We start from the raw sequence: 21,156 nt of genomic DNA, 5'->3' as shown, positions 1-21,156 counted from the left end.
TCAGCCCTGAGCTACGCCACAGCGCTCCGCGTCCGCGGTGAGGACGCAGAACTCGTTGCCCTCCGGGTCGGCGAGCACTGCCCAGCCCTCGTCAGGCTGACGTAGATCGTCGACCATCGTGGCGCCGTGGGCGAGCAGACGCTCAACCTCCTCGTCACGCGTGGTGTCGACCGGGCGAACGCACACGTGCATGCGGTTCTTGACCTGCTTCGGTTCGGGCACCTTGAGAAACACGAGGTCTCGCCCCACGGGGCCGGCCAACCAGGCCTCCTCGTCGGTCCACTCGTCCTGCTCGCCGGCCTCGAAGTCGTCGACCACGTCGGCCCACCACAGGGCCAAGGCCCGCGGGTCGGCACAGTCAATGCAGAAGTTCGCTGTTCTCGTCGTCATGAATCAAGACTGCCACGGCCCGGTGACAACCGCGGCGTTCCGCCGAGCCGCGTTCGACCGCGCGCCTCACCCGCGACGGCGCTGTCACCCGCGGCGGCTATGGTGAGCGCAGTGTTTACCCCGTCAGAAAGGCATCCCATGTCTCTGTCCGAGAAGCTCCTCGCCCCCGCCGTGCGCCCCGCTGTCTCCGCCGACCTCGCGGCCACGATCGACACCGAGGTCTCGAACAAGCGCGGCCTCTCCGGTGCCGCCATCAAGACGGGCTACGCCGCCGCCAAGAAGAAGGCCGACGTGCCGAAGGTGCTCAACGAGAACCTCGAGCAGATCACCGCCATCTTCGACCCGTACTGGGAGCAGTTCGGCGGCCAGGGCGACTTCGGCGCCTACCTCGCCGGCCGCGGCGACGAGGTGACCGCCGACATCCTCAAGGTTGCCGACGCCCGCGCTCAGGCCACGAGCCGCGACCAGATCTCGAAGGTCTACGGCAGCATGCGCGGCAAGGCCGCCGACCTCATCAAGGAATCGCTGCCGGCCATCGGAGCCACGCTGCAGAAGCACGCCGGCTGACCTCCCCCGTCAGCGTCACTCGAGCGTCCCCCGTCCCCGGGGGGCGCTCGAGTGCGTTCCGGGTGGCGGCGCGCCGACGCAGGAACGCCGCGATGGCAATTCTTATACTGCGGTGTGTGTCCGTGAAAACCCCTGGCTCGCGCCGACTTTCTCGCCGTCCCGACGCCGCCGATGCTGTGGGTGCCCTCACGTTTCTCGCCGGGGCGTACATCGTCAACCGGGCGGGTGTTTCCTGGCCCGACATCGCACGTCTCGTCCTCGCCTACGGCCTCACCGTTCTCGGTCCCGGTCTCGTCATCACACGCCGCTTCACCACGCTCACGCGCGTCGGACGGTGGAGCGTCGCCTTCACCACCGGCCTGGCCGCGCAGCTTCTCGGTTGGGCTGTCGGCGTCGCAACCGGGCAGACGTGGCTCGTCCTCGCGACGCCCCTGGCGTTCGCGGCGCTGTGGGAGGTCATCTTCCGGCGCTTCGACCCCCTGTCCGATGACGTGCCGGCCGCGCCGCTGCCCCGCACCCGTTGGTGGGCCATCGGCGCTCTCCTCGTGAGCAGCGCCGTGGCCGTGCGCTCCCTGGCGGTCTCCCTCTGGCGCATCACGCCCCTCGATCATCACCTGCGCTGGTACCAGGACATGGAGTGGCACGTCGCGATCTCTGCGGCCGCCATGAACCAGGTTCCACCCACCGACCCGCAGTCTGCGGCCGAGGGGATGCTCTCCTACCACTGGTTCAGTAACGCCCACGGAGCCGCCCTGAGCCTCGCCGGCGGCGTAGACGTCGACGCCGTCTCCGTCGTGGTCTGGTTCATCCCCGTCGCTCTTGCGACGCTGGGCCTGGCCTACGAGATGGGTCTCGCCCTCTCCCGTTCGGCGCTCGTCGCCGCCCTCGCACCCGTGCTCATCGCCGTCCCTCCCGTGGCGCTGTTCAGCAAGGCCATCAACACCGGTGCGACGACCGCGCTCCTCTGGGCCAGTCCATCGCACGTGTTCAGCCTGCCGTTGTGCCTGCTGCTCACCTGGGTCGTCATCGTCATCCTGCGAGCGCCTCGCGTTCCGGTGCCCCTCGCGGGGCTCGGCCTGCTGCTGGCGCTCATGGGGCCAGGCACAAAGGTCTCGATCCTGCCGACGCTCATGGGCGGCTTGGGCGTCGTCACCCTCCACGCCATATGGCGACGCCGCGGTGTCGTCCGGCCGGTCGTCCTGGGGGCAGTCGGCGGCGCCGTCGTCGTCGGCACGGCGCCTCTCTTCGCGGGCGGCGGCGGTGGTTCGATCTTCCTGCTCGGTGCCACCGCCCGCCAGCTGCGGCCGTGGAGAGCCCTTCAGAAGATGGGGCGCGAGCCAGGTTTCGACGTGCTCGCTCTGTTCGTCGTGGCGTTGCTCGCGACCTACGCAGTCATCCTCTTCGTGGCGGCGATCGACGACGTCGTGGCGCGCTCGATGTTCATCGGTATGTTCCTGGTAGCCGTGGCGGCCATGTTCGCGCTCGCTCACCCCTCCCTGTCGCAGGTCTACTTCATGCGCGGGCTGCAGCCCGTGTCGGCGGTCTTCATCGCCTGGGGGTTCGTCGCGTTGGTCAACGGGGCACGCAGACGCTCCGACACGCGGGCGGTGGCCCTAGCCGCTGGAATCATCGGCGGCGCCTCGTTCGGTGTGGCCCTCGTGTGGCAACGCACGTCCGTCTACGAGCACCTCGCGCCGCTTCGGATGTCGCGTATGGCCCCGATCGCCGGTGTTGTCCTCCTGCTCGCCCTCGTGAGCATCGTGTTGCTCGCGCGCCGCAAGCGGCACCCGCGGGCCGCACTCGCACTGGGGGCTTCCGTTCTCGGCTACAGCCTGGCTGCCCCCGTCCTTGCCACTGCGTACACGATGACCCCCGAATACGCCCCGGTGGTCAAGCCCGCCAATCCGCCGACCGCCACCTCTCCACTCACCGAGGACGAACTCGAGGCGGGTCGCGCCCTTGCGCAGGCGAACCCGGAGTCGTCACTCGTGGCGACCAACGTGCACTGTGCGGCCGTCGTGACCGTCGATCACTGCGATGCACGGGGTTTCTGGGTGTCGGCCATCACGCGTTCGCCGGTCGACATCGGGGCCTGGGCCTACAGTTCCAGCGCCCGGATCCGGAACGGTGTGGGCGGTTACCGCTACATGTACCAGCCGTACTACGACACGACGGCGTTCGCCCAGAACGAGCGAGCGTTCTCGGCTCCGGATCGTCAGGTGCTCGACGCTCTCGCCGCACGGGGAGTGCGATACCTCTACGCCGACTCCCGCGCGTCGAGGGTCTCGCCGGAGTTGGCCGACCTCACGACCACGATCTTCAGTTCGCCCACGGTCTCCGTCTACGAACTGCGCCCGCCCTCGAAGGCCGCCAGTAGCGCGAGCTGAGCCACCGAAGGGCCCGAAGGGTCGGCCGAGGTGCCTGGCCACCCATTCGGTCTGCCTACCGACTGTCGCGCTACGGTCTCGATCACATCGCGCCTCGATAACGATTCAAACCGTTGGGTCTCTTTGGGCGCACGCGATCCCTACCTTCGAATCCGCAGCCTTCCCACTGCGATTCATGTGGGCGACGGATCTCTTCCCCCGCCCCTGACGAGGAAGCCTCTCACCGTGCCGTCATTCTCCCGTTCCGTCGTGCTCGCCACCGCGAGCCTCGGTCTGCTCGTCCCCGCCGCAGCGCCCGCACAGGCCGCTGCCAACTACACCTTCCGTCACGGGCTGTACCAGCAGTCGCACTCGAGCACGCTGGCCGCCTGCGAGAAGGCCCGCACGTCAGCCATCTCCACGATCAAGAAATACAAGGGCACGAGCATCAAGGCCGGCGCCTGCCACCGCATCGACGCCGGCACGGGTGCCGGCCGTCAGACCGGCTACCTCTACGACGTGAGCTACAACCGGGCGCGTGCCATCTGGAACGGGGACACCAAGCTGGGCGTCGCACCCGCACCGCTCATCGCCGGTGCGCACTCGTTCAAGGTGAACGGTTCCTACTCCACGAAGGCCGAAGCCGAAACCGTCGAGAAGGCGCGGGTCGCCTCGCTCCAGGCACGAACCTTCGGCGCGAAGGTGACGTGGCGTTCCGGCGTGAAGCTCAACGCGGTGACGAAGAAGTGGCAGTACGAGATCGACTACAACTCTCGCGTGCCGCTGTTCTCCGGCCACATCGAGATCTCGCAGAAGCCGAACGTGACCTCCCCCTCGCTCGGTGTCGTCAAGCCCATCCCGACCAACCCGACCACCGATGCCACCACCGATGCCACCACCGGCGGCACCACCGTCGTCACGCCCCCGAGCGGCGATGTGACGCCGAGCGAGCCGACCAGCGTCGCAGGCATCGACATCAGCGGCCACACGGTCCTGTCCGACTGGGCCGGGTGGAAGGAAGCCGGGGCGGCCTTCCTCTACACCAAGGCCACCGAGGGCGACTACTACAAGAACCCCAAGTTCGCCTCGCAGTACACCGGCGCGTACGACAACGGCATCATCCGCGGTGCCTACCACTTCGCGAATCCCTCGTCCGCCACCGGAGCGCAGCAGGCCGACTTCTTCGTGTCGAACGGCGGCGGGTGGTCGAACGACGGCAAGACCCTGCCCGGGGCCCTCGACATGGAGTGGAACCCCTACGGCTCCATGTGTTTCGACATGACCCAGACGCAGATGCGCACGTGGATCAACGACTTCGTCACCCAGTACCGCACGCGTACCGGCGTGAACCCGATGATCTACACCGCCTCGATCTGGTGGAACCGCTGCGTCGGCACCGATGCGAGTGCCGCAGGTTCGAACGGGACGCTCCCGCAGACCGGAACGACGCAGCAGGCCGTCGTCGTCAAGGATTCCGTTCTCGCCCAGAACCCGTTGTGGCTCGCGCGCTACAGCAGTTCGGTCGGCCCGCTGCCGACCATGTGGTCGTCACAGAACCGCAAGCACGCGATCTGGCAGAACGCCGCGCTGGATGCGAAGGGCTACGACACGAACATCTTCAACGGCTCGCTGACGCAGCTGCGTGCCTACGCGACCACCGGCAAGCTCTGATCCCCGCGTGAGCGGCGCCCGGGCCTTCGCTCGGGCGCCGCTCGCCTGCGTCAGGACTCGAGGAACGAAGCCGGATCGTTCATGAAGTGACGCCACTGCCGCACGAGCCCGGCGTCGTCGTGATCGACCTCGCGCAAGCCCCGATCGTCGAGTTCGATGATGGTGGCGCCCGGCAGCGCCGCGAGGATCGGTGAATGGGTGGCGAGCAGGATCTGGTGCCTGCCCGTGCCCATGAGCGCGGTGAGGTGACGCAGGAGGCGCAGTTGGTTGTCGAACGACAAGGCTGACTCCGGCTCGTCGAGCACGTAGAGGCCGGGCCGCTTCGGCTTGAACCTCAGTTCCACGAGCGCGACGAACGACTGGCCGTGGCTGAGCTGGTGGAAGAGCGGCTCTTCGGGATCTTTGCCCGGGTTGTCCTCGAGGTAACTGAAGAACGAGTGCATCGTCTCGGCGCGTAGGAAGTAGCCGCCCTTGCCCGCACCGGCGTTGCGCACGATGTGCAGCTGATCACCGAGACCGGCCTCGGTGTTGCGCGTGCGGTGCCTGCTGCCCGTCGAACCGCCCTCGGGCGCAAGGCCGTAGGCCATGGCGATGCCCTCGGCGAGCGTCGACTTGCCGCTGCCGTTCTCGCCGAGCAGCACCGTTGCGGGGCCGGGCGTGAACCCCTCGAGCAGGAACTGACGGACGGCGGGGATGCCCTCCCACCAGTGGTAGCCGGGTTCGAGCGGCGCTTCGGACTCGTCCTCTTCGGGCTCCTCCAGCGACAACCACTGACGTTGGAAGTCGGTGAGGCCGTCGTCGGGTTCGGCGGCCTGCTCGGCCGCTGCCGGCTCGGGCGTCCCGGCGGTCTCGGGTGAGTCGTCGGCTTCTTCGCCGGGCCACTCGACGACCTCATCGTCCTCGAGCGAGTGCGCGATGAGCCGCTCGCGGACCTCGGGCCAGGCCTCGATGGTGCGCACGGGAAGGCGCGAGCGCACCCACTCCTCGTCACTCATGAGACCCCTCCTTGAGGCGACCGTGCTCAGAAACCGGGGCGCAGTTCTTGGCCGGTCACCGTGCATCGCGCGGCGAGGGCGTCGAGGGCCCGCTCGATGGTCGGCTCGACGACGGCGTCGTCGATGACGCTGCCGCGCACGAACCCTGCGTCACTGATGCCCCGCAGCGCGTCGAGCAGCGGCCGCCAGAAACCGTCGACGTCGAGGAAGCCGACGGGCTTCGAGTGGTAACCGATGGTGCGCCAGGTCCACACCTCGAAGATCTCCTCGAGCGTGCCGAGGCCGCCGGGCAGGGCGAGGAAGGCGTCGGCCCGCTCGGCCATGCCTGCCTTGCGGGTGTGCATCGTGTCGACCACGTGGAACTCCGTGAGGTCGCTGCGACCCCACTCGCGCTCGACCATGAGCGTCGGGATGAAACCGACGACCTCGCCGCCGGCGTCGAGGGCACCCTGGCTCACCGCGCCCATGAGACCCCCGCCGCCCGCGCCGTAGACGAGCACGAGGCCACGCTCGGCGATGACGCGCCCCGCCTCGTAGGCGGCGTCCATGAGGCCGGGATTCTTGCCCGGCGTGGAGCCGCAGAAGACGGCGACGCTGCGAAGCGGTGACTGGGATGACGTCGGCATGCGGCACACCCTAACGGGCCGGTCCGACACGGCCCGATGCTGCGTCGTGGCCCTACCCTTGCGATGAGGTCGGCAACCACGACTCCAGTGCCGCGGCATGCCACGGCACCCCGGCCGACCCAACCTTCGTCGAGACGGTGACATCCTTGCCCAGTTCCAGCCCTCCCGAGCGCACAGCGCGCAGTTCAGCGACGGCGAGCGCTGACGACCTCTTCTCCTTCGCTCTGCGGATCGGGGAGTCACTCCTGCGCAATGGCGCGTCCTCGGAGGTCGTCACACGGGCCCTCCTCGCACTGGCGCGCACCAACGGTTACCCCGACTGCACGGTCAACGTGACGATGGGGCAGATCACGCTGGGCTACGTACCGTCCGAGACACTGCAACCGGTGACCCTCGTCAAGAACGTGGGATCCGTCGAACTCGACATCCCCACGTTGACGGCCATCGAGGACCTCGTGGGGGAGACGGTGACGGGGCGCGTCGGTGTTCTGGAAGCGTTCGAGAAGCTCAACTTCATCATCGACCACGGTCGCTCTCGTCTGACCCTCCGGTTGATGGGGGCCTTCCTCATGGCGATGGGGTTCGCGTGGTTGCTCGGGGCGGATCTCGCCGCTGCGATCGTGGCGGCCGCGACGGCGGTGCTCACCGAGTTCCTCTCGACCGGTGCGAGCCGCATCATGCTCCCCCCGTTCTACGCGCGTGTGCTGAGCAGCGTCCTCGCCGTCGGTGCAGCCAGCCTCGCGCTCGCCTTGACACCGCTCACGCAGCCCGGTGTCGTCATCACGGCGTCCATCGTCACGCAACTTGTCGGCAGCGCTTCCGTGAGCGCCGTGCAGGATCTCCTCACCGGCTGGCTCCTGACCGCATGTGGCCGACTCATCGAAGCCGCCCTGCTCACCACGGGACTCGTCGTCGGGACGATGGGTGGCCTCACCCTTGCCGAGAAGGCGGGACAATCGCTCGAACTGACCGCCGTGCAGCCGGCGTTGGATCTCTCCCAGACGTCGGTCGCTGCCGTCCTCATCGCCGCCGGCTACGCCGTGTACTGCCAGGCGGGGCCGCGCAGCATCATTCTGTTCTCCCTCCTCGGCGCCCTCGGGCACCTCGTCTACACCGTGTCCGATCGCTCGGGTGTCTCGGGCATGAGTTCTACGGCCGCCGCCGCTACTGTGCTCGGCATCCTCACGGTCCTCCTCGCTCGCCCCATGAACTGGCCTGCCTCGGGGGCCCTCGACATCGCCGTCATCCCCCTCGTGCCGGGAATGGCCTTCTACCAGGCTCTGGCCGGGTTCGTGAACCACGATGCCAGTGCGGCGGCCCATCTCTTCGAGGGCCTTGCCACGTCCATCGCCATCGGCGCCGGCGCCGTGCTGGGGCAGTTCGTCTCGAGTCGTGTGCTGTGGCAGGCGCGCAGAGCGCAGGTCAACCACCTCGCGAAGCGTGACGGCACGTCGATCGCCGAGGCCGAGTTCGAGGCGCAGGGCCTGACGACTCCCGACTTCCGACGCCCCTTCCACCGTCAGGCCTGATCGGGCACCATCTTCTCGAGGGTGTTGAGGTTGCGCGTGGTCGTCGTCGCCTTGTACTCCCGCTTCGCGAGCAGCTTCGCCACGGGCGTCGAGGTCGTCGAGCCCTTGAGACAACGCCAGTAGAGGTCTTCCCCGAACGCCGCGACGTGCTCGTCGGTGGGCGCCGCATCGATCGCAGCCTGGGCTGCCTCGAAGGCACTGCCACCGCCCAGCACGATGTAGCGGTGGTGGGCCTCGTCGGGCGTGAACGGCCAGCTCTCGACGAGCTCGCGCAGCGACTCGGCGTCACGCACGAGCACGTACGCCTCGTAGTCGAACGCGTCCCCGATGGCCCGCTCGGCCACCTGCTTGAGCTCCTCGGCACTGCCGTCGAAGTCGAGGCGGACGTTGCCCGTGGCGAGCCACGTCGTCACGTCGCGGCACCCCGCGTCGGCGAGCACCTTCCGCAACTCGGGCATCGGCACGCGAATGCCGCCGACGTTGATACCGCGCAGGAACATGACGTAGGTGCTCATGGGTCGAGTCTGCCGCGTCCCACGAGTTTGTGGGGTCGCGGTGTCGGTGTCAGTCGTCAGACCGAATCGGAGGTCTCGGCGATGCCCTCCTCGGCGGCCTCGACGATCTCGCGGTCGCTACCGCCGCTGAACCCGTGACGCACGAACGACGCCACGAGGACGACGGCGGCCACGGCGAGGCTGAACCACAGGTTCTGGCTCTGCTCCGAGTCGAACGCCATCATGACGAGCACGAGGACGATGAACGCGATCGTCGCATACGTGAGGCCCGGAAAGAGCCACATGCGAACCCGGACGGCCACGCCGGCGGCATCCATCGCACGGCGCGAGCGCAGCTGCGTGAACGAGATGCACAGGTACACGAAGAGCGCCGCGCAGCCGGCCGTCGACAAGAGGTAGCCGAAGATCTTGTCCGGCAGGACGTAGTTGAGTCCGACGCAGACGAAGCCGACGACGACGCTCGCGAGGATCGCCGCGACAGGAACGCCTCAGCTGTTCGTCCGTCCGAAAGCGCCGGGAGCGTCACCGCGTTGGCCGAGGCTGAACGCCATGCGGCTCGCAGTGTAGAGCGCTGAGTTGAGGCAGCTCGCGACGGCGGTGAGGATCGCGAGGTCGAGGACCGTCGTCAGTTGCCCTAGGCCGATCGTCTCGAGGGTGAACTGGTACGAACCGACCTCCGCGAGCTGCGGGCTGCGCCAGTTGACGAGAGCCACGACGACGAAGATCGAGCCCAGGTAGAAGATCGAGATGCGCCAGATGACGCTGTTGACCGCGCGGCGAATGCCGCTGACGGGGTTCTTCGACTCGGCCGCGGCGATCGTCACGATCTCCGTGCCGAGGTAGGTGGTGGTCGTCGTGAGCATGGCGGCGAAGATGCCGCCGAGGCCGTCACCGAAGAAACCGTGGGCGGTGAGGCCGTGAACGCCCGAGACATCGCTCGTCGGGAGCAGACCGAGGATGGCGAGCACACCGACGGCGATGAACGCGATGATGACGACGACCTTGACGAGGGCGAACCAGAACTCGAACTCGCCGTAGTTGCCGACGCTCACGAGGTTGGTGGCCGTGAGGATCGCCGTGATGAGGAAGGCGAAGACCCACTGTGGCCAGTCGATCCAGTTCGTCAGGATCGTCGCCCCGGCCGTTGCCTCGACGGGGATGATGAGCGCCCAGGCCCACCAGTAGAGCCATCCGATGGAGAAGCCCGCCCACTTGCCGAGCGCGCGGTCGGCGTAGACGCTGAACGACCCGGTGTCGGGGTTGACCGTGGCCATCTCGCCCAGCATCCGCATGACGAGGACGACGACGAGACCTGCAGCCGCGTAGCTGATGATGGTGGCGGGCCCGGCCAGTTTGATCGCGTTCGCCGACCCGACGAACAGGCCCGCGCCGATGACGCCGGCGATGGAGATCATCGTGACGTGACGCGGCTTGAGGCCGGATTCGAGGTGGTCGGCGCCCGGCTCGGTGCTCGTCGCGGGCCCCTCCGGGGGCGACGCACACGTGCGCACCGGCTCGTCGTGGCGGGTGTCGTTCTGCTGCTCTGGACTCGGTGACGAACTGCGTTCGTCGCCGCCTTCGTGAGTCGACATGGCGTCCACCTTCCTCCTCAGCGGCGGTGAACACCACTCGAACGCCACGATCGGCTCACGTCGTGACGGCGTGCGGCATCAGCTCGGGCAGGGGGCGCCCTCGCAGCACGGGCGGATCCAGCCGCAGCCGTCGCAGCGTTCGTGGGAGGTTTCCCAGCGCATCATCGTTCCGCAGTTGGGGCAGGGTTCGGTGAGGTCGGCCATGCATCACACCATGCCACGCACCGGAGACAACCCGTGAGCCTCAGGCGAGTTCGTCGATCCACGCACCGTCGCGCAGGTCGGTGACGGCGTCGTACACGGCCACCGCGCCCGCGTCCTTCAGCTCTGCGGCGGAGAAACCGCCGGTGCGGACGGCGACGCAGAGCATGCCCGGCTGCGGCACGCGACCGGCCGATTCGGCGTCCCAGGTGGCGTCACCGACGAGCACACCGCGTCGGCCACCGGCCTCCTCGAGTGCCGCGACGAGGATGTCCGGCTCCGGTTTGCTGTTGTCCGCGTCGTCGGAGGAGGTGACGGCGTCGACGTCGTCCCGCGTGAGCCCGAGCTTCTCGAGCGCGGCGTCCGTGAACTCACTCTTACCCGAGCTCGCGAGCGCCACCTTGTAGCCCTTCTCCTGCACGGCCCGCACGGCTTCGGCCGCGCCGTCGAAGGCCCGCACGTCGGGCAGCATCTGGCGGTACTCGCCCTCCCACGCGGTGCGCAGTTCGTCGCCGAGGCGCTCCTCGACGTCGTCGCCGACGACGCTCGGCACCAGCTGGTCGCCGCCCATGCCCACGGCGCGGTGGATGCGCCACATCGGCGGGTGGAGGTCGTGCTGCGCGAAGGCGCGCGACCACGCGACGGCGTGGTGGTAGGTGGAATCGATCAGCGTGCCGTCGACGTCGAACAGGACGGTGTCGATGGCCTCCGCGGCCTCATCGTGCGTACTCATGCGATCAGCCAACCGCCCTTCGGGTCGCCCGGCAAGGCAGGACGCCCGAAGGGGTGACGGCGTCAGTCGCGCAGAGCCGCGAGGGCCGCGGCGCCACCGGAGACGAGCGAGAAGAAGATGACGAACACGAGGCCCCAGCCCACCGACGCGACGTCACGGATATCGCCGTAGTCGACGAGCCCGACGATGAAGGAGATCGCCGCGGCGACCACGATGCCCCACAGGAACTTCGCCGGAACCTTGCCGAGCAAGTGCGCGACACCGAGGCCGATGATGGCGAGCGACAGCAGCAGGACGATGACGCCGTCACCGTTCATGCCCGAGACCGAGCTGCCCCACACGCTGGCCCACGGGCCGAGGCATCCGATGATGACGAAGAACTGCGCCGCGAGGGAGGCGAGCAAGCCGACGCGCCCGATGCGCAGCGACCCGTCCGGGTTCTTCACCTGCAGGGCTGCGGCAGCACCCTGGCCACCGGCACCGAACGGGCTGTTCGCGTTGTTCGCGTCACCGCCCCGCCAGGCGTTGTTCTGGCCGTACTGTCCGTTGTGGCCAGGCTGACCGTTCTGGGGGCCCTGCCCGCTCTGACCCGGGAAGCCGTACTGGTTCTGGCCGTACTGCCCGCCCTGCGGGGACGAGTTGTACTGGTTCTGGTTTCCCTGCGGGCTCGACGAGCCGTACCCCGCACCGCCCTGGGGCGCTGAGTCGTACTGATTCTGGCCGTACTGACCGCCGCCCTGCGGGGCGGAGTCGTACTGGTTCTGATGGGTCGAGAAGCCCTGGCCGATCGACGAGTTCGCACCCTGGGGGTTCTGGCCGTACTGCGCGTTCTCGGTCTGGTTGGGCTGACCGTACTGGCCACCCTGCGGCGTCGAACCGTAGGAGTTCTGACCGTACTGACCACTCGACGGCGGGGCGGAGTCGTACCGGTTCTGGTTGCTCTGCGGGCTCGACGAGCCGTAGCCCGCATCGCCTTGGGGCGCCGAGCCGTACTGGGGCGAGCCGTACTGGTTCTGTCCGTTCGAGAAGCCCTGACCGATCGACGAGTTGTTCTGCCCGTACTGCTGGCCCTGAGCGTTGGCGCCGTAGGGAGACTGGCCGTACTGTCCACCCTGCTGCTGCCCGTTCTGGCCACCCGCCGCGGGAGCCGAACCGTACTGAGCCTGGTCACCGGCATTCTGGGTGCCCGACTCGTTGGGAGCGGTGAAGGCCCGCGTGCGGTCCTCCGAGGAGTCGTTCTGTCCCGTCGCGCCGGTGTTCTGGGCGCCTGACTCGTTGGGGGCGGTGAACGCGCGGGTGCGCTCTTCGGACGAGTCGTGCGGGGCCTCGGCGTTGTTGCTCCCCTGAGCCGGCGAGGCACCCCACTGACGCGTCGCGTCGTCCTCCTGCCCGGGCGTGCCCTGCTCGCGCTTGGTCCAGTCGTTGTCGCTCATGACGCTCCCCCGTCGGTGGTGCTCGGTCGGTCCGATGCCGCGAGAATATTCGCCCCGCCCCCGCTACGGAGCGGTTCGGCCCACACCCGCCGCAGCGGGCCACAACTCGCCCCCGACCTACGATGGCAGCATGATCGACCCGAGCCGCCACGCCGTCCTGTGGCTGCTCATCGCGTTCGTCTTCACGACGGCGGCCACCCGCACGACGACGCGCTACATCCGCCACAAGGCCGACCGCGCCGAGGCATACCTCAAGGAGAACGCCGAACCCGGGCTCATCCGCAACATCGTCGTCGCCGGCATCCACGTGCACCACCAGGTGTGGGGCATCCTCATGGTGCTCTTCAGCGGTCTGCTGCTCATCACCTACCTGCCCGAGCGGGGGCTCGCGCTCAACGTCCTCGCGGCCCTGTTCGGGATGGGCGCGGCGCTCACGCTCGACGAGTTCGCCATGTGGCTCCACCTCGACGACGTGTACTGGCAGGAGGAGGGGCGTCAGTCGGTGACGGCGCTCATCGTGGCGGTGACGATCACGGCCGCGCTCGTCATCGGCGCCAACCCGCTCGACGTCGTGCCCACCGGCAACGATCTGCCCGGCGCACTGCTGTCGGCGCTCGGCATCGTCAACCTCGGTTTCGTCGTCGTGACGATTCTCAAGGGCAAGCTGCCCACCGGTCTCGTCGGCGTCTTCGTGCCGCTCGTCGGGATCATCGGCGCCGTGCGCGTGGCGAAGCCGGGGTCATGGTGGGCACGGCGGCGCTACAAGGAGGACGGATGGCTCGCGCGACGGGCCGAGCGCCGGTTCGACGCGACGTACGACGCGCGCTGGAACGCCATCCGTGACATCATCGGCGGCCGCCCCTACCCGCGCGAGCAGATGCGCGAGGCGGTGCGGGAGCAGATGAAGGCGGTGCGCGTGCGTCGTCAGGAACTGCCGCTCGAGCGAGCGCAAGCGCGGGTGGCCCGCCAGGCCCGACGCCGCGAGCGCCTAGGCGACATGCCTGGTGCCGCACAGCGCACCGGCTCGACCCGAGCAGGCGACGAGCGTCCACCCGAGGAACCGTGAGGAACAGCCGCCCCTCGGTAGCGTGTCGGTCATGGCCATCACCCTGGACAACGTCGGCATTGCCGTCGACGACCTCGACGCCGCCGTCGCCTTCTTCACCGACCTCGGCCTGAACGTCGTCGGGCGTGGCGAGGTCAGCGGCGAATGGGCCGACACCGCAGTCGGCCTCGACGGCAACCACGCCAAGATCGCCCTGCTCGAGGTGCCGGACGGCTCGGGGCGCATCGAACTGTTCGAGTACCTCCACCCCGACGCGATCGCGACCGAGCCGACGCTGCCGCACGAGAACGGGATGCACCGTGTGGCGTTCCGCGTCGACGACCTCGACGAAGCGCTCGCCGTCGCCGCGCGGCACGGCTGCCACCTGCTGCGTGGCGTCGCGAACTACCAGGACGTCTTCGCGCTCACCTACGTGCGCGGGCCGAGCGGCATCCTCGTCATGTTGGCCGAGGACCTGACGAAGCGCTGAATTTCCGGGGTCCGATACCCGTGTACGCGCTCGCCTCGCGCGTAGCGTCGGTGCCATGAGCGAGACGATCTTCACCTACGGCAGCCCGCAACTGAAGTACGGCACCGGAGCCGTCACCGAACTCGGCCACGACGCGACGACGCTGGGCGCTCGGACCGCCGCCGTCGTGAGCGACCCCGGCGTCGCGGCCGCGGGCATCGTCACCCCGGTCGTCGAGGCCCTTGAGGGTGCGGGCGTGCGGGTCGACGTCTTCACCGACTCGCACGTCGAACCGACGGACGCCTCCCTCGAGGAGGCCGCCGCGTGGGCGCGCGAGCACGGACCGTGGGACGTCATCGTCGCTGTCGGAGGCGGGTCGAGCATCGACACCGCCAAGGCCATCAACCTCATGACGACGAACGACGGCGAACTGATGGACTACGTCAACGCGCCCGTCGGCGGTGGCGCGAACCCGACGAGGCCCCTCGTGCCGCTCATCGCGGTGCCGACGACGACGGGCACGGGCAGCGAGTCGACGACGATCTGCGTGCTCGACGTCCTCGAACAGAACGTCAAGACCGGCATCAGCCACCCGGCGCTGCGCCCGCGCATGGCCGTCATCGACCCCGACCTCACGATCAGCCAGCCGGCCGGCGTCACTGCGGCGTCGGGCATGGACATCCTGTGCCACGCGCTCGAGAGCTACACAGCGAAGCCGTACACCGAGTTCGCCCGCAAGAAGGCCGAGGAGCGGGTGCCGTACTGCGGCGCCAACCCGATCAGCGACATGTGGTCGCGCGAGGCCGTACGTCTGCTCGCCGGCTCGTTTCGCACCGCCGTCGAGAGCGGCCACGACGCCGAGGCGCGCGGGGCCATGGCGCTCGCGGCGACGTTCGCGGGCATGGGTTTCGGCAACGCGGGCGTGCACCTGCCGCACGCGAACGCCTATCCGATCGCTGGCATGGTGCGCGACTTCCGGCCTGACGGGTACGACGCCGACCACGCGATGGTGCCGCACGGCATGGCCGTGGCGCTGACGGCGCCGGCGGCCTTCGCACTGCTCTACCCCGCGAACCCGGAGCGGCACCACGAGATGGCGGCGCTGCTCGAACCGGACACATCCACACGCGACCTCGGCCGCGACGCGCTGCCGGATGCCCTGCGTCGGCTCATGCGCGACATCGGCTTCCCCAACGGCCTCGCGGCCGTGGGTTACTCGGAAAACGACGTGGCCAAGCTCGTCGAGGGCACGATGAAGCAGCAGCGCCTGCTCGCCACGGCGCCGGCCGAGATCACGGCGGCCGACGTCGAGCGCGTTCTGCGGGAGTCGATGACGCTCTGGTGACGAACTGACGAAGCCCTAGCCGCGACCGTGCGAGATCGGTGAGCCTGTGCGATTCCTACCTCGCACAGGCTCACCGAACTCGCACAGCCTGTTGGTAACTGAGCGGCGAGGCGAGTGACGACCGAGGTGTTCTACGCCTTCGCGGGCAGGCGCAACAGCCACCGGCTCGCCATGATGGCCAGCACGATGACGACTCCGCCGAGAGGCTGTGTCCACGTCATGGATTCGCCGAGGAGCAGCACGCCCGCCGACGACGCCGACGACGGGCGTCACGTAGGTCACCGTCGAGGCCGTCGTGGCGCCCCACTCGCGCACGATGGTGGTGTTCCACAGGTAGGCCAGGCCCGTTCGGACGCCGCCGAGGAGCAGCATGCTGACGGCGCCCCGCCACGTCACGTGGCGCCGGTTGCGGCGATCGGCGTGAGGGCCAGCATGACGACGGCGGCCAGCGAGACCTGCACCGCAGCGACGCTGGCCGACGGCAGGGCGAGCGGCGTGACGAAGCGGCGCAGGTAGGTGAAGCCCATGCCGTAGCAGGCCGTAGCGCCGAGGCAGGCCAGCTGGCCGGCAAGACCGCTGTGCCCCAACCCGTTCCAGGGTGCGAGGACCACGATGACGCCGACGGACCCGAGCAGGAGTCCGAGCGTCTTGCCACATGTGCGCGGTTCGCTGGGCAGCACGAGCATGGCCACGGCCATCGTCATGAGCGGTGTCGTGGCGTTGTAGACGCTCGCGAGGCTCGAGGAGATGTGCCGCTCGGCCCACGCGAACAGGAGGAAGGGCACAACGCACAGGAGGAGACCGACGACGAGCAGATGGCCCCGGCCCTCCGCCTCGGCAGCGGCTGACGCCTCACGGCGCACATGGCGAGCAGCACCGCAGCGCCGCTCGCGAGGCGGGCGAGCACCACCTGCCCGGGCGAGAGCCCCTCCAATCCGACCTTCATGAAGAGGAAGCTCGATCCCCAGGCGAAAGCCAGGGCGACGAACTGCACCCAGGTCGGAACACGCTTCATGGGCACTGTGCCACCGGCTGGGCAGCGCGCCCGGCAGGCGCCACGATGCGGCGGACGTCAGCGGAGGTGCACGGCCACCATTGGCGCCAGCACGCGCACGATCTCCTCCTTCGACAACGCCGCGAGCGGACCGACCCGCAGCAGGTAGCGCCCCATGACGAGCCCCGCGATGCACATGCCGACTCCGGCGGCCCGGACGGTGGCATCCGGTCCGCCGATGCGGGTCGCCACGACGGCCAGCACCTCCCGCTCCATGAACTCGGCGACGTTGCTCCGCGTGCTCTCTTCGGCCATCGCCTCACGGAGCATCGCGACGAAGGGGTCGCTGAGGTGCGCGTCGTCCCACACCGTGACGACGGTGCCCACGAACCGTCGCGCGAGCATGGCCGGGGTTTCACCCGGCCGCTGTCGTAGCGCTTCACCGAGGACCTGCGAGGGCGTGAGGGTCAACGACATCACCTCACCGAAGAGACCCTGCTTCGAGCCGAAGTGGTAATTGACCAGCGAGTGCGAAACACCGGCCAGCTGCGCGATCATCCGCAACGACGCCCGCGCGTAACCAACTTCCATGAACACTGTTTTCGCAGCCTCGATCACGCGCTCACGCGCATCGCTACGGCCCGGCGGACGTCCGCGGCGAGAATTGACCACCTTCGCATTATCGCCCATCCGCACCCCACACTCAGAGCTATGAGAGAGCATCCAACCCAAGGGGCGCACCGAAGCCGCCCCGCAGCCGTCACCGCCCGCGGCCTTCGCGTGGAGCGAGGCGGGCGCACCGTCCTCGACGGTCTCGACTTCGAGATCGCATCCGGCAGCATCACGGGCCTGCTGGGCCCGTCCGGCTGCGGAAAGTCGACGCTCATGCGGGCCGTCGTCGGCGTCCAGGACAACGTCAACGGTGACCTCGTCGTCCTCGGCGAACCGGTAGGGGCGGCCGATCTGCGGCAACGCATCGGGTACGTCACCCAGGCTGCCAGCGTCTACCCCGACCTCACCGCAACGGAGAACCTCCGCTTCTTCGCCGCGGTCGTCGGCGCGGATGCTGACGCCGTCGCGAGAGCTCTGCGCGCCGTCGACCTCGACGCCCGCGGCGACCAGCTCGTCCGCGACATGAGCGGCGGCCAACGCTCCCGCGTCAGCCTCGCGGTGGCCCTGCTCGCCACGCCCACCCTGCTCGTCCTCGACGAACCGACGGTCGGCCTCGACCCGGTGCTGCGCGTGGAGCTCTGGCGCCTCTTCCGCTCACTCGCGGACGACGGCGTCACACTCCTCGTCTCGAGTCACGTCATGGATGAGGCGGAGCACTGCGACGCGCTCTTGCTCATGCGTGACGGCGCACTCGTCGCCGACACGACGCCGGAACGCCTCAAGTGGGAGACCGGCTGCGACACCGTCGAATCCGCCTTCCTGGAGGTCGTTCGATGACGCCCCGCGTCACCCTCGCGGTCACGGCACGCGTGCTCACGCAGCTGCGCCGCGATCACCGCACTCTCGCGCTCCTCCTCGTCATGCCTTGCCTTCTCATGACGCTGCTCGCATGGATCTTCGCCGACTCCGACAGCGGCGTCTTCGATCGCGTCGCGCCAGGGCTGCTGGCGCTGTTCCCGTTCATCGTCATGTTCCTCGTGACGTCGGTGACCACCCTGCGCGAGCGCACGAGCGGAACGCTCGAGCGCCTCCTCGCGATGCCGATGGGTCGGCTCGACCTCATCCTCGGCTACGCCCTGGCCTTCGGCGTCGTCGCCTGGGCGCAGGCGGCCCTAGCCGTGGCCCTCAGTGTCGGCGCGCTCGGCCTCGACATCGCCGGCAGTGTCTGGCTGCTCGGGGCGATCGCCGTGCTCGACGCCGTGCTGGGAACCGCCCTCGGCCTCTTCGTCAGCGCGTTCGCGCGCACCGAGTTCCAGGCCGTGCAGTTCCTGCCCGCCCTCGTCATTCCGCAGATGTTGCTGTGTGGGCTTCTCGTGGCGCGCGATCAGTTGCCGCGAGCGCTCGAACTCGTCTCCGACGTCCTACCGCTCTCGTACGCCGTGGACGCGATGACGGCCGTCTGCAGAGGCGATGCGACGTGGGACATCGCGAGCGATATCGGCGTCGTGGCGGCCTTCGTCGTCGGCTTCGTCGCCCTCGGAGCTCTGACCCTGCGTCGGCGCACACCCTGACCCGATTTCGATCTGTGAGCTTCGGCCCGGGGCGTGAGCAGCGCGGCTCACACACCGGGCCGTACCTCACACCTCGAGCCGGCGGTCGAACCCAGGAATCGAACTCACGCTCATGACGTTTCACCCCGCGTGAAGATCGACATCTGGAGCGACATCGTCTGCCCGTTCTGCTACATCGGCAAGCGCCACCTCGAGCTCGCGCTCGACGGGTTCGAGCACGCCGACGACGTGGAGATCGTCTGGCATTCCTACGAGCTCGACCCGACGATCGAGGCCGTGCCCGACACGACGCTCGTCGAGAAGATCGCCGCAAAGTACGGCATGACGCCGGAGCAGTCGCAGCGCAGCCAGGAGGACATCGCGGCCCGCGCCGCCGAGGTCGGCCTCGAGTTCAACTGGCGTGAGGCCAGGTTCGGCAACACGTTCGACGCTCACCGTCTCGTCCACCTGGCCGCCCAGCACGGGCGCGCCACCGAAGCGCACGAGCGCCTCATGCGCGCTTACTTCACCGAGGGCGTTGCGGTCGGCGACACGACCGAGCTGCAGCGCCTCGGCGAAGAGCTGGAACTGCCCTCCGACCAGGTGCGAGCGCTGCTCGCGGGCACCGACTTCGCCGACGACGTGCGCGGTGACGAGGAGCAGGCCCGCGCGCTCGGCATCAGCGGTGTGCCGTTCTTCGTGCTCGGCGAGAAGTACGCCATCTCGGGTGCACAGCCCGTCGAGCTGTTCGAGCAGGCTCTCGCACAGACGTGGAACGAGCTCCACGGCGATACCGCGGCTTCGACGAGCGATGATGCCGTCACGGCTCAGGCTGACCACGACCACGGCCCGTCCTGCGAGGGCGATCACTGCTCCGTCTGAGCCACGCTGACGCGTAGCTCATGACGCGCGGCGATGGTGGCGATCCGTCGCGGCTGGAGCCGTCCGTCGTTTCCCGACAGGAAAGCGGCTGCGGGGAACCGACCGTGAGCGCCGCGAAACCTTCACAGGATCGCCACAGCCGACGCATACGCCGACGGTGGGTGCGGGGCGCACAGTCAGTGGCATGACCACTCTTGCTCCCGCGGCGCCCCAAGGAACCTCGCCCCGTTCGCGCTCGGCTGCACGCCCGAGCGCGACGCCTGCGTCGGCGCGCCCCATCCCCACCTGGTGGCGCGACGCCTCGATCTGCGCAGCGTGGGGGCTGGGGGTTTTCGTCGTCGCCCTGTGGGTGATGAACGGCGGCATCACCGGCGTGACGACGACCGCCGGCGTCCTCACGGAGACCGGCCGACTCACCGGGTTGCTCGCCAGTTACCTGCTGCTCCTACAGGTCTTCCTCATGGCGCGCGTGCCGTTCGTCGAGCAGGCCTTCGGGCAGGACAGGCTGACGCGCATCCACCGCGTCGTGGGCTTCTCGTCGTTCACCCTCATGCTGGCCCACATCGGCTTCATCCTGCTCGGCTACGCAGCGGACAGCCCGCTGGGGCTGTGGGGCACGATCGTCGACGTCACGCTCAACGATCCGGGCATGCTGCTCGCCGTCGCGGGCACCGTCGCCCTGTGCATGGTCGTCGCGACCAGCGCCCGGGCCGCCCGTCGCAAGCTGCGCTACGAGAGCTGGCACCTCATCCACCTCTACGCCTACCTCGGCGTCGGTCTCGCCCTGCCGCACCAGCTGTGGACGGGCCGCGACTTCCTCGCATCCCCGCTGGCGACGACGTTCTGGTGGTCGCTGTACGCAGTGGTCGCCCTCACCGTCATCGTCTTCCGCGTCGGCCTGCCGCTCGTGCGGACGCAGCGCGCCGGGCTGCGCGTGACGACCGTCGAGCTCGAGAGGCCGGGCACCGTGAGCGTCACGATGAGCGGACGCGGCGCGCACCGCCTGCACGCCCAGGCCGGGCAGTTCTTCCAGTGGCGCTTCCTTGACGGACCCGGCTCGTCACGCGCCAACCCGTACTCCCTCTCGGCGGCGCCACGTCTCAACGCCCGCGGCGAGACGGAACTGCGCCTCACCGCCGCCATGATCGGCGACGGCTCGCAACGTCTCGCCACGCTGCGTCCGGGCACCCGCGTCCTCGTCGAGGGCCCCTACGGGCGCATGCATCCCGGCGCCGCCACGCAGCGCAAGTCCCTCCTGCTCGGCGCGGGCATCGGCATCGCCCCGATGCGGGCCCTGCTCGAAGCGCTGCCCGGCGGCCCCGGCGACATCACGCTCGTCCAGCGGCACCGGAACGACGCCGACCTCGTGCTCGACACCGAGATCGAGCACCTCGCCCAGATGCGCGGCGCCGCCTACTTCGTGCTCGCCGGCCATCGTGTGCCCGGTCGCGACAGCTGGCTACCGCAGCAGTACGCCGAGGTCAGCGACGCCGACGCCCTCCTGCGCGTGTGCCCGGATGTCCTGGACCGCGACGTCTACGTCTGCGGCGCGCCCGGGTGGATGGCGAGCGTCGAAACCGCCCTTCGTGAGCTCGGAGTTCCGAGCGAGCAGATCCACATCGAACACTTCACCTCCTGACA

General features: G+C 68.9%; 20 protein-coding genes and 2 pseudogenes. 12 read left to right on the top strand and 10 right to left on the bottom strand.

Annotated features, from left to right (window positions below; translation table 11 throughout):
- Entirely contained in the window at nt 1–390 is a 390-nt protein-coding gene (locus H7F30_RS04080; RefSeq protein WP_187036898.1) for a VOC family protein, read from the bottom strand.
- 138 nt (nt 391–528) lie between these two features.
- Here H7F30_RS04080 and H7F30_RS04075 point away from each other — a divergent pair, with 138 nt between their 5' ends.
- The 3 genes from H7F30_RS04075 (at nt 529) to H7F30_RS14870 (ending at nt 4,994) form a co-directional block, all read left to right on the top strand.
- The gene (locus H7F30_RS04075) at nt 529–957 is read left to right on the top strand and encodes a hypothetical protein (RefSeq protein WP_129665917.1); all 429 of its coding nucleotides are present in this window, start codon (nt 529–531) and stop codon (nt 955–957) included.
- Between the two features lie 116 nt (nt 958–1,073).
- Entirely contained in the window at nt 1,074–3,344 is a 2,271-nt protein-coding gene (locus H7F30_RS04070; RefSeq protein ID WP_222617849.1) for a hypothetical protein, read from the top strand.
- 225 nt (nt 3,345–3,569) lie between these two features.
- A complete protein-coding gene (locus H7F30_RS14870) occupies nt 3,570–4,994 on the top strand; it encodes a GH25 family lysozyme (RefSeq protein ID WP_255464949.1) in 1,425 nt (474 codons plus the stop codon).
- A 50-nt stretch (nt 4,995–5,044) separates the two neighbouring features.
- Here H7F30_RS14870 and H7F30_RS04060 read toward each other — a convergent pair whose 3' ends face one another.
- Together H7F30_RS04060 and H7F30_RS04055 are read right to left on the bottom strand one after the other, a co-directional pair.
- Entirely contained in the window at nt 5,045–5,989 is a 945-nt protein-coding gene (locus H7F30_RS04060) for an AAA family ATPase (RefSeq protein WP_187036894.1), read from the bottom strand.
- Between the two features lie 26 nt (nt 5,990–6,015).
- Nucleotides 6,016–6,615: a TIGR00730 family Rossman fold protein gene (locus H7F30_RS04055; protein WP_187036891.1), complete on the bottom strand. Its 600-nt coding sequence runs from the start codon at nt 6,613–6,615 to the stop codon at nt 6,016–6,018.
- 146 nt (nt 6,616–6,761) lie between these two features.
- On the opposite strand from H7F30_RS04055, the gene H7F30_RS04050 reads away from it, so the two are divergent.
- Nucleotides 6,762–8,144 carry a threonine/serine exporter ThrE family protein gene (locus H7F30_RS04050; RefSeq protein WP_187036889.1) on the top strand — a complete coding sequence of 461 codons (1,383 nt, stop codon included), beginning with the start codon at nt 6,762–6,764 and terminating at the stop codon, nt 8,142–8,144.
- Here the strand turns inward: H7F30_RS04050 and H7F30_RS04045 are convergent.
- Nucleotides 8,135–8,659 (bottom strand): DUF1697 domain-containing protein, encoded by a 525-nt coding sequence (locus H7F30_RS04045; RefSeq protein WP_187036886.1) that lies wholly within the window; start codon nt 8,657–8,659, stop codon nt 8,135–8,137. The two genes, H7F30_RS04050 and H7F30_RS04045, sit on opposite strands and share 10 nt — an antisense overlap.
- A 56-nt stretch (nt 8,660–8,715) precedes the next feature.
- Nucleotides 8,716–10,074 (bottom strand): annotated as a pseudogene (locus H7F30_RS04040) (amino acid permease).
- Between the two features lie 175 nt (nt 10,075–10,249).
- On the opposite strand from H7F30_RS04040, the gene H7F30_RS04035 reads away from it, so the two are divergent.
- A complete protein-coding gene (locus H7F30_RS04035) occupies nt 10,250–10,492 on the top strand; it encodes a hypothetical protein (RefSeq protein WP_187036884.1) in 243 nt (80 codons plus the stop codon).
- Nucleotides 10,493–10,495: 3 nt separating this feature from the next.
- On the opposite strand, the gene H7F30_RS04030 is transcribed toward H7F30_RS04035, so the two are convergent.
- A complete protein-coding gene (locus H7F30_RS04030; RefSeq protein ID WP_187036881.1) occupies nt 10,496–11,185 on the bottom strand; it encodes an HAD family hydrolase in 690 nt (229 codons plus the stop codon).
- Nucleotides 11,186–11,247: 62 nt separating this feature from the next.
- On the bottom strand, nt 11,248–12,618 hold the full coding sequence (locus H7F30_RS04025; protein ID WP_187036879.1) for a hypothetical protein: 1,371 nt from the start codon (nt 12,616–12,618) through the stop codon (nt 11,248–11,250).
- A 130-nt stretch (nt 12,619–12,748) separates the two neighbouring features.
- On the opposite strand from H7F30_RS04025, the gene H7F30_RS04020 reads away from it, so the two are divergent.
- Genes H7F30_RS04020 through H7F30_RS04010 form a run of 3 tightly spaced genes read left to right on the top strand, consistent with a single transcriptional unit; the run spans nt 12,749 to nt 15,477 of the window.
- Nucleotides 12,749–13,684 carry a hypothetical protein gene (locus H7F30_RS04020; protein ID WP_187036877.1) on the top strand — a complete coding sequence of 312 codons (936 nt, stop codon included), beginning with the start codon at nt 12,749–12,751 and terminating at the stop codon, nt 13,682–13,684.
- Nucleotides 13,685–13,715: 31 nt separating this feature from the next.
- Complete coding sequence (locus H7F30_RS04015) at nt 13,716–14,153, top strand: VOC family protein (RefSeq protein ID WP_187036875.1); 438 nt, start codon at nt 13,716–13,718, stop codon at nt 14,151–14,153.
- 55 nt (nt 14,154–14,208) lie between these two features.
- Complete coding sequence (locus H7F30_RS04010; protein ID WP_187036873.1) at nt 14,209–15,477, top strand: hydroxyacid-oxoacid transhydrogenase; 1,269 nt, start codon at nt 14,209–14,211, stop codon at nt 15,475–15,477.
- A gap of 392 nt (nt 15,478–15,869) precedes the next feature.
- Here H7F30_RS04010 and H7F30_RS14865 read toward each other — a convergent pair whose 3' ends face one another.
- The 3 genes and pseudogenes from H7F30_RS14865 to H7F30_RS04000 all read right to left on the bottom strand — a co-directional run bounded on the left by H7F30_RS14865 (nt 15,870) and on the right by H7F30_RS04000 (nt 17,143).
- The gene (locus H7F30_RS14865) at nt 15,870–16,340 is read right to left on the bottom strand and encodes a DMT family transporter (RefSeq protein WP_006945022.1); all 471 of its coding nucleotides are present in this window, start codon (nt 16,338–16,340) and stop codon (nt 15,870–15,872) included.
- A gap of 20 nt (nt 16,341–16,360) precedes the next feature.
- Nucleotides 16,361–16,423, bottom strand: a pseudogene (locus tag H7F30_RS14860) (hypothetical protein); the annotation flags it as partial.
- Nucleotides 16,424–16,549: 126 nt separating this feature from the next.
- Nucleotides 16,550–17,143, bottom strand: coding sequence for a TetR/AcrR family transcriptional regulator (locus tag H7F30_RS04000; protein ID WP_222617848.1), 594 nt, complete (start codon nt 17,141–17,143; stop codon nt 16,550–16,552).
- Between the two features lie 39 nt (nt 17,144–17,182).
- Here H7F30_RS04000 and H7F30_RS03995 point away from each other — a divergent pair, with 39 nt between their 5' ends.
- The 4 genes from H7F30_RS03995 to H7F30_RS03980 all read left to right on the top strand — a co-directional run bounded on the left by H7F30_RS03995 (nt 17,183) and on the right by H7F30_RS03980 (nt 21,154).
- Nucleotides 17,183–17,920 (top strand): ABC transporter ATP-binding protein, encoded by a 738-nt coding sequence (locus tag H7F30_RS03995; protein WP_006945069.1) that lies wholly within the window; start codon nt 17,183–17,185, stop codon nt 17,918–17,920.
- A complete protein-coding gene (locus H7F30_RS03990) occupies nt 17,917–18,654 on the top strand; it encodes an ABC transporter permease (protein ID WP_187036871.1) in 738 nt (245 codons plus the stop codon). Before H7F30_RS03995 ends, H7F30_RS03990 begins: the two co-directional genes overlap by 4 nt.
- Before the next feature lie 129 nt (nt 18,655–18,783).
- Nucleotides 18,784–19,515, top strand: coding sequence for a DsbA family oxidoreductase (locus H7F30_RS03985; protein ID WP_187036869.1), 732 nt, complete (start codon nt 18,784–18,786; stop codon nt 19,513–19,515).
- Between the two features lie 184 nt (nt 19,516–19,699).
- Entirely contained in the window at nt 19,700–21,154 is a 1,455-nt protein-coding gene (locus H7F30_RS03980) for a ferric reductase-like transmembrane domain-containing protein (RefSeq protein ID WP_187036867.1), read from the top strand.
- Nucleotides 21,155–21,156: the final 2 nt, after the last annotated feature.

This window comes from Dermacoccus sp. PAMC28757 (assembly GCF_014302635.1).
In the GTDB taxonomy this organism is placed as follows: Bacteria; Actinomycetota; Actinomycetes; order Actinomycetales; family Dermatophilaceae; genus Dermacoccus; species Dermacoccus abyssi.
This window is presented reverse-complemented; position numbering and strand designations above follow the sequence as displayed.

Bases quoted from the DNA above. Each gene is read 5' to 3' on its own strand.
- H7F30_RS04080 (WP_187036898.1), bottom strand. From the start codon at position 390: ATGACGACGAGAACAGCGAACTTCTGCATTGACTGTGCCGACCCGCGG.
- H7F30_RS04075 (WP_129665917.1), top strand. From the start codon at position 529: ATGTCTCTGTCCGAGAAGCTCCTCGCCCCCGCCGTGCGCCCCGCTGTC.
- H7F30_RS04060 (WP_187036894.1), bottom strand. From the start codon at position 5,989: ATGAGTGACGAGGAGTGGGTGCGCTCGCGCCTTCCCGTGCGCACCATC.
- H7F30_RS04055 (WP_187036891.1), bottom strand. From the start codon at position 6,615: ATGCCGACGTCATCCCAGTCACCGCTTCGCAGCGTCGCCGTCTTCTGC.
- H7F30_RS04045 (WP_187036886.1), bottom strand. From the start codon at position 8,659: ATGAGCACCTACGTCATGTTCCTGCGCGGTATCAACGTCGGCGGCATT.
- H7F30_RS04035 (WP_187036884.1), top strand. From the start codon at position 10,250: ATGGCGTCCACCTTCCTCCTCAGCGGCGGTGAACACCACTCGAACGCC.
- H7F30_RS04030 (WP_187036881.1), bottom strand. From the start codon at position 11,185: ATGAGTACGCACGATGAGGCCGCGGAGGCCATCGACACCGTCCTGTTC.
- H7F30_RS04025 (WP_187036879.1), bottom strand. From the start codon at position 12,618: ATGAGCGACAACGACTGGACCAAGCGCGAGCAGGGCACGCCCGGGCAG.
- H7F30_RS04020 (WP_187036877.1), top strand. From the start codon at position 12,749: ATGATCGACCCGAGCCGCCACGCCGTCCTGTGGCTGCTCATCGCGTTC.
- H7F30_RS04015 (WP_187036875.1), top strand. From the start codon at position 13,716: ATGGCCATCACCCTGGACAACGTCGGCATTGCCGTCGACGACCTCGAC.
- H7F30_RS04010 (WP_187036873.1), top strand. From the start codon at position 14,209: ATGAGCGAGACGATCTTCACCTACGGCAGCCCGCAACTGAAGTACGGC.
- H7F30_RS03995 (WP_006945069.1), top strand. From the start codon at position 17,183: ATGAGAGAGCATCCAACCCAAGGGGCGCACCGAAGCCGCCCCGCAGCC.
- H7F30_RS03990 (WP_187036871.1), top strand. From the start codon at position 17,917: ATGACGCCCCGCGTCACCCTCGCGGTCACGGCACGCGTGCTCACGCAG.
- H7F30_RS03980 (WP_187036867.1), top strand. From the start codon at position 19,700: ATGACCACTCTTGCTCCCGCGGCGCCCCAAGGAACCTCGCCCCGTTCG.